At 44.8% G+C, this 12640-nt stretch carries 12 protein-coding genes; 11 read left to right on the top strand and 1 reads right to left on the bottom strand.

The features are described 5' to 3' along the window. Positions 1–67: 67 nt before the first annotated feature. Positions 68–406, top strand: coding sequence for an MmcQ/YjbR family DNA-binding protein (locus AC0YN7_RS09945; RefSeq protein WP_475809830.1), 339 nt, complete (start codon positions 68–70; stop codon positions 404–406). Here AC0YN7_RS09945 and AC0YN7_RS09950 read toward each other — a convergent pair. Next, positions 403–759 (bottom strand): DUF4870 domain-containing protein, encoded by a 357-nt coding sequence (locus AC0YN7_RS09950; protein ID WP_475809831.1) that lies wholly within the window; start codon positions 757–759, stop codon positions 403–405. The genes AC0YN7_RS09945 and AC0YN7_RS09950 overlap by 4 nt on opposite strands. A 208-nt stretch (positions 760–967) precedes the next feature. On the opposite strand from AC0YN7_RS09950, the gene AC0YN7_RS09955 reads away from it, so the two are divergent. From AC0YN7_RS09955 to yycF, 10 genes are all read left to right on the top strand, one after another. Continuing rightward, positions 968–2023 (top strand): LCP family protein, encoded by a 1056-nt coding sequence (locus AC0YN7_RS09955; RefSeq protein ID WP_475809832.1) that lies wholly within the window; start codon positions 968–970, stop codon positions 2021–2023. 77 nt (positions 2024–2100) lie between these two features. Beyond that, positions 2101–2529 (top strand): CBS domain-containing protein, encoded by a 429-nt coding sequence (locus tag AC0YN7_RS09960; RefSeq protein ID WP_475809833.1) that lies wholly within the window; start codon positions 2101–2103, stop codon positions 2527–2529. 218 nt (positions 2530–2747) lie between these two features. Continuing rightward, positions 2748–3650 (top strand): DUF2232 domain-containing protein, encoded by a 903-nt coding sequence (locus tag AC0YN7_RS09965; protein ID WP_475809834.1) that lies wholly within the window; start codon positions 2748–2750, stop codon positions 3648–3650. Positions 3651–3668: 18 nt separating this feature from the next. After that, positions 3669–5630 (top strand): DHH family phosphoesterase, encoded by a 1962-nt coding sequence (locus AC0YN7_RS09970; protein WP_475809835.1) that lies wholly within the window; start codon positions 3669–3671, stop codon positions 5628–5630. Continuing rightward, complete coding sequence (gene rplI, locus AC0YN7_RS09975; protein ID WP_475809836.1) at positions 5627–6070, top strand: 50S ribosomal protein L9; 444 nt, start codon at positions 5627–5629, stop codon at positions 6068–6070. Before AC0YN7_RS09970 ends, rplI begins: the two co-directional genes overlap by 4 nt. A gap of 154 nt (positions 6071–6224) precedes the next feature. Next, a complete protein-coding gene (gene dnaB, locus AC0YN7_RS09980; RefSeq protein WP_475809837.1) occupies positions 6225–7586 on the top strand; it encodes a replicative DNA helicase in 1362 nt (453 codons plus the stop codon). 188 nt (positions 7587–7774) lie between these two features. Next, positions 7775–9061 carry an adenylosuccinate synthase gene (locus AC0YN7_RS09985; RefSeq protein WP_475809838.1) on the top strand — a complete coding sequence of 429 codons (1287 nt, stop codon included), beginning with the start codon at positions 7775–7777 and terminating at the stop codon, positions 9059–9061. Between the two features lie 168 nt (positions 9062–9229). Continuing rightward, the gene (locus AC0YN7_RS09990; protein WP_475809839.1) at positions 9230–9949 is read left to right on the top strand and encodes a hypothetical protein; all 720 of its coding nucleotides are present in this window, start codon (positions 9230–9232) and stop codon (positions 9947–9949) included. A 140-nt stretch (positions 9950–10089) separates the two neighbouring features. After that, the gene (locus tag AC0YN7_RS09995; protein WP_475809840.1) at positions 10090–11661 is read left to right on the top strand and encodes a peptidoglycan DD-metalloendopeptidase family protein; all 1572 of its coding nucleotides are present in this window, start codon (positions 10090–10092) and stop codon (positions 11659–11661) included. 233 nt (positions 11662–11894) lie between these two features. After that, on the top strand, positions 11895–12638 hold the full coding sequence (gene yycF, locus AC0YN7_RS10000; RefSeq protein ID WP_475809841.1) for a response regulator YycF: 744 nt from the start codon (positions 11895–11897) through the stop codon (positions 12636–12638). Positions 12639–12640: the final 2 nt, after the last annotated feature.

Below are 12640 nucleotides of genomic sequence, written 5' to 3' on the forward strand. Positions count from 1 at the left end.
GATGTGAAGAGGGTAACTGTTCCGTTATAATGAATATGGTTGAAAATTGATTCAAGGAGGTAATAGATTGCAGCAGCTTATCAATTATTGTGAGCGGAAGCAGGGAGCCCAGCGGGAATACCCATTTGGACCCGAACCGCTTGTCATGAAGGTCGCGGGTAAAATGTTTGCCTTATTCTCATCCCAATCCATATCATTAAAATGTGATCCTATCATTGCCCAGAACCTGCGTGAACAGCACGCGTCGATTCAACCTGGCTATCATATGAACAAGAAGCACTGGAATACGATAACTATAGATAGCACCTTGTCCGAAATAGAACTGCAAGCGATGATCGATCATTCCTATGAGCTCGTAGTTGCCAGCCTTACTAAGTCAGCGCGAATGGAGTTATCTAAGCTTTAAAATCTGCTTGCTTGCTGCTCACACCAGTCCCCGATAATAGGAAGCTTATACAGCTTGCCTTGGAGTGCGAGGAGCATAAGTCCGATCCATAAAATAAAGCTGACTGGAGCAAGGAGAAGGCCAAGAAGCCAGCCTATTATTGGTATTACGCTAAACAAAATACTCAAAATGATAATTGAAGCAGATACAACAATGGATTGTACGGCATGCAATTTCACAAAACGACTTTGCTTCTCCAAAATTAGAAATATAATGCCAGTAACAAATCCTCCTAAGTAACAAAGCAAGCTGGCTACCTTAGGATCTAAGCCCGTCGATGATTGATCAGGCTGCATGATTGGCGGTTGTTGCATAGTGAGATTTCACCCTTTCTAAAAATCATATACATGCAATGATTGTATTCGCTAATGATTAGCAAAAGACCTTTTTTTTGCTAATTGTACAATCAAATATTGGAAGGATTTTTTTGTAAAACTTTTGTAACTTGTTTCGACAATAGATCGTCTAAAATGAGAGGATGTATTATATAAGCTAGGTTCGGATAGGAGAAATTGGCATATTATGAAAAATAAACGTAAATGGATTTACACGACAGCGGCAGCGATAGTTGTTATAATGATTGCGGGGTACTTTAACCGTGGCATGCTTGCTGCGCTCGGATTCGATTGGCTGCTGCAAGGGCAGGTAGAGAAACAATTAGAGCAAACCTATAAGCCTGCGGAAGGCCGCATGCCGGTCACAGTCAGTACAGTAAAGAAGCAGCAGGATCCCTTTTCTGTATTGCTGCTCGGTGTTGATCAACGCGACAATGAGATTGGCCGTTCGGATACAATGATCTATACGGTTGTTCGCCCTTCCGATGGTGATCTTCTTATGGTTTCTATTCCGCGTGATACGTATGTAGAAATAGTGGGTAAAGATCGAGAGGATAAGATTACCCACGCGTATGCTTTTGGCGGTGCCGGTATGGCGATGAATACAGTTGAGAAGTTATTTGACGCGCCGATCGACTATTACGCATCAATTAACTTTGAAGGCTTCCGCCAAGTCATTGATAAGATTGGCGGACTCTCTCTTCCTATTGAAGAGGATATGGTCAATGATGATTATGATCATGAGAAGTTTGTTATAAAAGCAGGCCAGGAAAGCTATAACGGACAGGATACTTTGAATTATGTCCGCTATCGCGAGGATGCCGGCGGCGATATGAATCGTACGGAGCGTCATCAAATTTTCTTGAATGAATTGATGGATAAAGCGACGCAATTAAATCAATGGACGAAGATACCTGAACTAATTAATATTATGGGTGATAACTTTAGCACGGATATGCGACCACAGCAGCTTGTCGATTTTACACAAAGCATGCTGCAAGCCAAACAAAGAAATATATACAGCCATTCACTTCTTGGTGACGGACACCGAAAGGTAAGCGGCGGGGCATGGTATTATTTTGCCGATGAAGAGGACTTATTGAAGGTGCAGACGATGATTGACAACTGGCTAGATGCGAAGACTCCTGCGGCCAGCTTGATTCTTCCTGATAAATATACGGAGCAGGCAAAGAAAGAGGTAGGTCCGTTATCTAGCAGCGATGGAGAAACAACGGACAAATAAAGGCGGATGTTCTGAACCGTCTGCTGCCTTCATAATGATGGAATGGAAAGAGCAAACGGAACGGAGTGATTTGCGTAATGAATATTGCTTTTTTTTTGCTGCCAAAGCAAGAGGTCGTGTGCTTGTCGCAAGATACGACGCTTAGGCAGACGCTTGAACGAATGGAATATCATCGATATACAGCAGTACCAATTATAAATGATGACGGCGGTTATGCGGGTACAGTTACGGAAGGCGATCTATTGTGGTTTATGAAGAGTCGATCAGATCTTACATTTGAGCTGGCTAATAAAGTGAAGCTGAGTGACATCCCGCTGAGGCTGACCAATAAGACCGTACGAATAGATGCAAACATGGACGATTTGATTTCCCTTGCTAAGGTGCAGAACTTCGTTCCGGTCGTAGATGATATGAACCGTTTTATTGGAATTGTGCGTAGAAGTGAAATTATTGATTATTGTCAGAAACTTATTATGGACCAACAATCTGTACTGCAGGATTTGTAAAGCCGCACGCATAGATGCGCTTGCGCGTTATGTACTAATTGCATGGCCGTTAGGGCAAAATAAAAAAAGAAACAAGACGGAATGAGGAAGTGGTTCCGTCTTTTTGTTTGGTTCGGTATCGATATGACTCCCTTGTACGTGTTATATTCCGCTTTATGCTATAATAAGTTGTAAAAGTTTTATAAGAAACACAATTTAATATGCAAGAGGTGAACGGTTTGAGAACCGGCTTGAAACCTGTGCTGTGGAGCTGTGCAGCACTCCTTTTATTATTGTCGCTTGTAGTACCCCTGATTAACTTGTTTGCCATTTTGCTTATGATGGTGCCTTATGTTGTTCTGTATGCAATGCTGCCGCCCAAATGGTTTGTGGCACATTTGATACCTGTGTGGGTGCTCGCGTATGTGATCGGAGGACCAGCAACGCTCATTATCGGATTATTTTTTCTAATACCTTCAATTGTGATGGGCCACTTATATCGTAAGCAGGCGCCGATCTCTAAAGTAATTCGAAATGTAAGTATCGTATTTTTGGCAATTATGATGCTTGAGCTGCTTCTATTTGAGTTCGTATTGGACATTTCGTTGACCAAAGAAATAGGCTCGCTTGTCAGAACCACATTTAATGATTTAAATGCGCAGGGCTTGCTGCCGAACGGTTGGAATGCGGATTTAACAGAGATAGCGATTCGTACAATAACGAATTCGATCCCAGTTACATTTATTGTGATAGCATTCTTTTTCACTGTCACTACGCAGTATCTGGCACGTAGAATCGTTAATAAAAGCGGCTTGGAAGTGCCGAGCTTCACTTTGGCTAGAAATTGGAAGCTGCCACGCGTGCTTGTTGTCTATTATTTGATCGCCTATGTAATGCAAATGTTCACGTCCGTTACGAATGAATCTTTCTTTGCGGTCGCGTTACTGAATTTGGTGCCGCTGCTTAGCTATGTCTTTGCCATTCAGGCTGTAGGATTTTTCTTCTTCCTTGCTCATCAACGAGGGTGGAACAAAGCGATTCCGGTAATTATTGCAATACCGGTATTGGTATTCCCGCCGCTAAGTTTAATCGGCGTGCTGGATACTGCCTTTCCAATCCGAAAATCGTTTACGAAATCATAGCACAGGAGCGAATCTGAAATGCCGAAGTTTTTAGTTACACGGTGGCATGGAATGCACCAAATTTGGGCCTTCGTATTAATGGTACTGATGACAGCGGCTCTCGCTTGGTATGAGTGGCTGCTCGGGCTGCTCGGGCTGCTGCTTACATGTGGAGTAGGCGTTTATACCGTGATGGCTGAGCGGGCGTTCCGCAAGGATTTAAAGTCATATTTAGGCACGCTTTCCTATCGTGTGAAGAAGGCTGGCAATGATGTAATTAGTGAACTGCCATTTGGAATTATTTTATATAATGAAGATAAAACGGTGGAATGGCATAATCCATATATAGCAGCCATGTTGGATCGTGATTCCGTTGTAGGTTTACTGCTGACCGATCTATTCCCAACCTTGCAGCAAGTAAAGGAACGGGAGGCGACTGTTGAGGCAACTGTAGGCTCCAACGTGTACCAGCTTATATTCAAACAAAAAGAACGGATTTTATATGTAAAAAATATTACAGAGTTCTGGCAATTGGGCAGGAAGTACGAGGACGAGAAGCTAGTTCTTGGCGTCGTAATGATCGACAATCTGGAGGAAGTTACGCAAGGTCTCGACGACCACCAACGGAGCTCCATGCTGGCGAAGGTTACGGATGAAATTACGGGTTGGGCTCAAAAATACCAGATTTATATTAAGAGATTAACATCCGATCGTTTCTTGCTTTTGACCGATCAGAAGACACTCAAGCAGCTGGAGCACTCGCGATTCGTAGTACTTGATGAAGTAAGGGAAATTACGGGAGATCATAAAATTCCGGCTACGCTTAGTATTGGATTTGCAGCCGGTGCCGAGCATGTTATTGAGCTTGGACAATGGGCACATGTGAGCTTGGACATCGCGCTTGGACGAGGCGGCGATCAAGCGGCCGTGAAGGCTGGCAGCCGCCAAACCTTCTATGGCGGCAAATCCAATGCAGTAGAGAAGCGAACTCGCGTAAGAGCCAGAGTTGTTGCTCATGCGCTGCGTGATTTAATACGCGAGAGTCACAATGTTGTTATTATGGGTCACAAAATGCCGGACATGGACGCGATCGGAGCGGCAATAGGTGTTATGAAGGCCGCCCAAATGTTCGGAAAAGAAGCATATATCGTAATTGAGGGTGTAAATCCGGCTATTCAGAAAATGATGGAGCTGCTGAAAGAGGATGAAAAGCTTACAAAACGATTTGTGTCTCCTGAACAGGCGTTTGCGCTTATAACACCGCAAACACTTGCGGTTGTTGTGGATACGCATAAAGCGTCTATGGTGAAAGAGCCTAAGCTGCTTACACAGACTGAACGTATAGTTGTTATTGATCATCACCGACGCAGCGAGGAATTCATTGCGAATGCTATTTTGGTATATATGGAGCCGTACGCTTCATCTACCTGCGAGCTTGTAACCGAGCTGCTGCAGTACATCCATGATCGTGTCGTGCTTGATGTGAGAGAATCCACATCACTGCTCGCAGGCATTACAGTAGATACGAAAAACTTCTCGCTGCGCACAGGTGCCCGTACATTTGAGGCTGCATCCTTCCTCAGACGCAATGGAGCTGATTCTATGATGATTCAGCGCTTGCTGAAGGAGGATCTGGAGGAGTTTATTCGCAAAGCAGAAATTATTAAGCATGCCGAAGTGCTCTATGAGCATGTAGCTATTGCGGTAACGGAGAGCGGTCGAAAGTATTCACAGCTGCTTATAGCGCAATCGGCTGATACGCTGCTCAATATGACAGATATTTTAGCCTCATTCGTCATTGGCGAGCGGCAAGACGGTTTAATCGGCATTAGCGCCCGTTCGCTTGGTCATATGAATGTACAAGTGGTTATGGAAAGAATGGGCGGCGGCGGGCATTTGACGAATGCTGCGGCTCAGTTAGAAGGAAACGTAGCTCAGGTAGCGGAACGTCTAAAAAAGGTTTTGGACGAAATTGAATCGGAAGAGGGGTTATTTGAATGAAGGTAATATTTTTGCAGGATGTTAAGGGTCAAGGGAAGAAGGGGCAAGTAAAGGATCTTTCCGAAGGATATGTACGCAACTTTTTGCTGCCGCAAGGACTGGCGAAACTAGCATCTGATGGCAACTTAAAAACATTGGAGCTGCAAGCAGCTTCCGAGCAAAAGCGTAAGGAAAAAGAGAAGGAAGACGCGCAGGCGCTCGGCAAACGTCTTGAGGAGCTAACTGTCGTCTTGAAGACGAAGGCTGGCGAGGGCGGACGACTGTTCGGCGCTATTACAAGCAAACAAATTGCCGAAGCGCTAGCTGGGCAAGGCATTAAGATCGATAAACGCAAAATTGAACTGGATGATCCGATTCGCACGCTGGGGGTAACACAGGTAGTAGTGAAGCTGCACCCAGAGGTGAAGGCTAAGCTTAGCGTTCAGGCGACAGAGGAATAATTCAATAAGAGCGGCCAAGCGTAAACGGCTGTCGTCGTCCTTGGCGGCAAAGCAAAGTTTCGCGGTGAATTATAAGCCTATTATAAGTGTGAAACTTATAAAGGCTTATAATTTAATAAAGTAGTTTTGCTGCGCAAAATTTGGGGAGGGAACCATGACTACTGAACAAACATTTGACCGTGTTCCGCCACAAAACATGGAAGCCGAACAAGCCGTCATCGGGGCGGTGCTGCTGCAAGCTGAGGCATTAATTACAGCTATGGAGCGGTTGCGTAGCGAAGACTTTTACAGCAGCTCTCACCAACGTATATATGAAGCAATGGTTGAGCTGGCTGAGAGCAACCAACCGGTTGACCTCGTTACATTGACCGCTCATTTGCAGGATCAGCAGCTGCTTGAAGAAATTGGAGGCGTCAGTTATTTATCCAGACTGGCAAATGCGGTTCCTACAGCAGCAAATGTGGACTATTACTCGCAAATTGTAGAAGAAAAATCGATGCTGAGACGTCTAATCCGGACAGCAACGAACATCGTCTCCGACGGCTATGCGAATTCTGATGAAGTCAGCGTTTTGTTAAGTGACGCGGAGAAAAAAATTCTTGAAATATCGAATCGCCGCGCGGGCGGTGGCTTCGTCTCTATCCGAGACGTGTTGATGGAAGTATTCGAGAAGGTTGAACAACTTTATTCCAATAGAGGCGGAACGACGGGCATTCCGTCAGGCTTTACGGATCTGGACAAAATGACCGCTGGCTTCCAGCGAAGTGATCTGATTATTGTTGCAGCACGGCCATCTGTAGGTAAAACGGCGTTTGCCCTTAATATTGCTCAAAATGTCGGCGTGCGAGCACGCGAAACAGTTGCTATCTTCAGTCTGGAGATGTCAGCTGCACAGCTGGTTCAACGGATGATCTGTGCGGAGGCTAACGTTGACGCGCAGCGGATGCGGACAGGGCATCTAGAGGGTGATGACTGGGAGAAGCTTACAATGGCGATAGGCTCCTTGTCAGAAGCTCAAATCTTTATCGATGATACGCCAGGTATTACCGTTGCGGAGATTCGCGCGAAATGCCGTCGTCTGAAGAAGGAACGCGGATTAGGAATGATTCTGATCGATTACTTGCAGTTGATCTCCGGTCGCGGCAAAGCGGGCGAAAATCGGCAGCAGGAGGTATCTGAAATTTCACGTACATTGAAGCATATTGCGCGTGAGCTGGAAGTGCCAGTAATCGCGCTGTCGCAGCTTAGCCGGGGTGTTGAGCAGCGGCAGGATAAACGTCCGATGATGTCTGACCTTCGGGAATCCGGATCGATTGAGCAAGATGCAGATATCGTTTCTTTCCTTTATCGGGATGATTACTACGATAAAGAGTCCGAGAAGAAAAATATTATCGAAATCATTATTGCTAAACAGCGGAATGGACCTGTTGGTACAGTAGAGCTGGTTTTCCTTAAGCAGTACAATAAATTCGTAAGCATTGACCGAGCTCACCATGAACCGTCACATGCATCGTAAATACCCGAACAATTGCATGGGTAACCGTGTAATTGTTCGTTTTTAGTTTGACTTCTGTAAGTTGGACTGCTAAAATGATAATGCTGTCTTTTGACTAGCGGTGAAAGCCTTCAATGAAGGCCAAATCAAGTTGCTAAGTTAACGTCAGTAATTTTCGGTGTTTATAAACACCGGACGGGGGTATGATTATGTCTACGGTAGTTGTTGTTGGTACGCAGTGGGGAGACGAAGGTAAAGGCAAAATCACTGATTACTTGGCAGAGGGAGCCGACGTCGTCGCTCGTTACCAAGGAGGTAACAATGCCGGGCACACCATTCTCATTGACAATAAAAAGTATAAATTGACCATGATTCCTTCAGGCATTTTTAATCATAATAAAACTTGTGTAATCGGAAACGGAATGGTTATTAATCCAGAGGCTCTAATTGAGGAAATTAATTATATTCATGAAAATGGCTTCTCGACTGATAACTTAAAAATTAGCGATCGCGCGCATGTGATCATGCCATACCATCTTGTGCTGGACGGGCTTGAAGAAGATCGCAAAGGCGACAACAAAATCGGAACAACACGCAAAGGTATCGGTCCGTGCTACATGGACAAAGCTGCGCGTAATGGTATCCGTATTGCCGATCTGATGGACGCGGAAGAGTTTGAAGCAAGAGTTCGCAGCGTTATGCTGGAAAAAAACCAATTGATTGAGCAGGTTTATGGCAGCGAGCCGCTAGATGCTGATCAAATTATTGGCGAGTACCTTGCTTTTGCTGAAATACTTCGTCCATATGTGACAGATACGTCCGTTGTACTAAATAACGCGATTGACGCCGGACAGAAGGTTTTGTTCGAGGGCGCTCAAGGCGTTATGCTTGATATCGATCAAGGTACTTATCCGTTTGTTACATCTTCCAACCCATCGGCTGGCGGTGTATGTATCGGTTCTGGCGTTGGTCCTTCGAAAATTCAACAGGTTATCGGTGTTGCGAAAGCTTACACAACTCGTGTAGGCGACGGCCCGTTCCCTACAGAGCAAGATAACGAAATTGGTCAATTGATCCGCGATAAAGGTCATGAGTACGGAACGGTAACTGGTCGTCCTCGCCGTGTTGGCTGGTTCGATACGGTTGTTGTACGACATGCACGCCGTGTGAGCGGTATTACTGGCTTGTCACTTAACTCACTTGATGTTCTTACTGGTATTGAAACAGTTAAAATTTGCACAGGCTACAAGCTGCGCGGTGAAGTAATCGATACTTACCCGGCAAGCCTGAAAATGGTTTCTGAGTGCGAAGCGATCTACGAGGAGTATCCAGGCTGGACAGAGGACATTTCCGGCGCGAAAACGCTAGAGGATTTGCCTGTGAATACACTGAACTACTTGAACCGCATTTCCGAGCTTACAGGTATTCCGATTGCTATATTCTCGGTAGGCCGTAATCGTGATCAGACGAATCCAGTTCGTCCAATATACGAATAGAACATATAGAAGCAGATTAAAGGGTGGCCATTTGGTCATCCTTTTTTTCATTTGAGAGAATGTCCTCCCGAATAGTTGACCATAATGATAGATAACAGATTATGGAAAACGCTGCTTATATGAAATAGTGACTGACATCAGCAGCGGGATGAAAGGGTTGATATTCGTATGATGAGAAAGATTGGGTGGCTTGCAAAGCTAATAGCGTCAGGTCTTATATTAAGCTTTTTGTCGATTTGGACGACGGGATATATTGTAACAAGCTATGTGGAAACGCTTCTCAAGCAATTCAATCTGCCAGTTGAGGTTCCGCCGATGGCTATGTCGGGAGTATGGGGGAAGCTATGGGGAGCAGACCCGTTACTGACAACAGATACAGCAGCAAAGGATAATACAAAAGCTTCTGGAAATAAGAAGAAAGAAGATTCATCATCAGAAAATGGCAGTGAAAGTTCAAAGGACGATGCCGATCAGTCAACTACGATAACCGATGATCATGGAGAAGGCCCATTGGCAGTCGATGCGTTTGGTGAGGTAGATGTGCCGCCGCTCACCGATATTGGAGTAGGCGGAGGAACACAGGCCAATAGCAGTGGTGCGCCAAATGAAGGAAATGTTCAGGAGGGAACAGCAGGTATTGACGGTACGGAAACGGCGATTACAACGGACGATTTAACAGACGTGAAAAACCAAATGAGTGACGAGGATAAAGAGCAATTGTTCGCATTATTAATGAACAAGCTGCCTCAGGAATCCTGGCAAACGATATCTCAATATGTAGAAAATGGACTAACTGCGCAGGAGCTTACAGCTGTTCAACAGATTATGGCACAGCATCTCGACAAGGAAGAATATGAGCAAATGATGGAGATTCTGAAAAAATATTAATGATTTGAAGGTTCTGTAAAGGTTGCCCCATTTATTGGGGGTATGTTAAAGTATTAGGCGAGTGATCCGACAGGATCATTCGCCTTTTTTCATGAAGGAAAGAGGAAAAACTGCAGCATTAGCGCGAAAAGGAGACAATCATGACCGTTTTCAGGGACAAAGGTCGGATACAGAAGGTATGGAATCAAACGGTTCAGTACTTTCGCAAAGACCGATCGCAACACTTGAATGGCAAGACACAGCAACAACCTGTAGATAGTAAGACGATTACGCCGTTCTGGCGGAAGAAGTCGGTACAAATTACAGGCGGGGCGCTCGTACTCCTCACAGTAGCCGGTTTTAGCGGAATCCAATATGTTCAAGCAAACACAGTCGAATTTTATAACGTATATATGAATGGAACAGCCGTTGGAACCGTAAACGATCCAGAGAAAGTAGAACAGCTTGTTCTGCTTGAAAACGAGGAAGTCCAGAAAGCGAATCCCAATATCAACATGATACTTGATACAGGCACCATTACATACGAATTGGATAGTGCTTACAAAGCAGTACCTGAGACGGATGCTACATTAGACAAGCTAGAGAGCATGTTTACGTCACACGCTGTTGGTGTTGAGCTGAAAGTAGAAGGCAAGCTGGTTGGAATCGTGAAGGATCAGCAGACGGCAGATGCTATTTTGCAACGTGTACAAAGCAAATTTGCACCTGAGCTTGTAGCAGCACAGAAGGAAGCGAAAGAGGTTAGATCACTTTCGTTTTCATCAAGCAGTGACGAGGCGGCTTCGAAAGAGAAGTCGACGAAAAATGCACCAGGACGTGAAGTTACCAATGTAGGCTTTGTGGAAAAGGTAGCAACGGACGTTGTAGACACGGATCCAACGAAGATTATGAAAGCGGAAGATATCTATAAGACGCTCGTTCAAGGCAGTATACAACCAACCAAGTATACGGTTCAAGAAGGAGATTGCGTAGGCTGCATCGCGGAAAAGTTCGATATTTCTCCTCAAGTTATTTACGAGAATAATAAATGGATTAAAGATGATAAAATTACAATTGGCGATGTACTTGATCTGACGGTTCTGCAGCCGGTGCTTACCGTAAAGACGGTTGAGAACTTAGTTGAAGTGATTGATATTGAGCCGCAGGTTGAAGTGCAGAAAAATTCTGATATGCGCCTTGGCGAATCGAAGGTTATTAAGGAAGGGACGAAAGGCTCCCAAAAAATGACCTACAAAATTACTAAGCAAAACGGTTATGTTGTTAACGAAGAGCTGGTATCCAAGGAAGTTATTAAGGAAGCTGTTCCGTCGATCGTAATGAAGGGTACTAAAGTCGTTTTAGGCGAAGGCTCAGGCCGCTTCGCAATGCCGGTATCCGGTTCTAGACTTACAAGTAAGTTTGGAAAACGCTGGGGACGCATGCATAATGGTGTCGATCTTGTCGGCAACAAAGGCATTATGGCATCAGATACTGGCGTAGTAGAATTTGTCGGTACGAAGTCTGGTCTAGGCAAGACGATCATTATTAATCATAAGAATGGATACACAACCGTCTATGGCCACCTTAGCTCCTACAATGTAAGCGAAGGGGATATCGTAGAAAAGGGCGATAAAATCGCAATTATGGGTAATACAGGGAACTCAACAGGCACTCATTTACATTTTGAAATTCACAAAAATGGCGTTCTACAAAATCCATTGAAATATTTATAATTATACCTATATAGGAACAAGAGTACCTCTTATGCTGCGGCTGAGAGGTGCTCTTTTTTTTTGAAATATAAGAAAAGTAGCAAAGTAGAGAAGTCCGTTTACACTTGTTTGGGCATTGGCTGAAAAATAAAGGTAAATCCTTGCTCTCATGAAGGAAGTTTCATTGTGAAGTAGAGGTTAACGTGTGTTAAAATAGAAGCATTACAAAGGACAAGCGACGGGCGGGTGTAGCGATGCACGGTAAAATATTAGTGGTCGATGACGAACAGCCGATAGCAGATATACTTAAGTTTAATTTGGAGAAGGAAGGCCATCAGGTTATATGTGCCTTCGACGGCGCGGAAGCGGTTAGACTAGCCTTCGAAGAAAAGCCGGACCTTATCTTGCTAGATTTGATGTTGCCGGTGAAGGATGGTATGGACGTGTGCCGAGAGGTGCGTACAAAGCTTCATATGCCGATTATTATGCTGACAGCCAAAGACACAGAAATTGATAAAGTGTTGGGATTAGAGCTGGGTGCGGATGATTATGTAACGAAGCCTTTCAGTACGCGTGAGCTGCTAGCGAGAGTTAAGGCGCATTTGCGTCGGCAGCAGAAGTCTGAGGCTAGTAGAGACGATGACGGAGCGCTAAACGCGGATGCAACGACAGAGCCGCAAGGCTTTAAGCTATTTAACTTGTTTATAGATACAGATATGTATGTCGTATACAAAAGCGGTGAGCCGCTTGATCTGACTCATCGTGAATATGAGCTGGTTTATTATATGGCCCGCAATAGCGGCAAAGTGATGACGCGCGAGCATTTACTGCAAGCGGTGTGGGGCTTTGAATATTTTGGCGACGTACGGACGGTCGATGTGACAATTAGGAGACTGCGCGAGAAAATAGAGGATGATCCAAGTCGTCCCGAATATATTATGACTCGGCGGGGACTCGGCTATATGATGCGTAATGCTAAGTCCGGAGGCTTCGGTTAAGG

It is taken from the genome of Paenibacillus sp. J31R122, assembly GCF_056269185.1.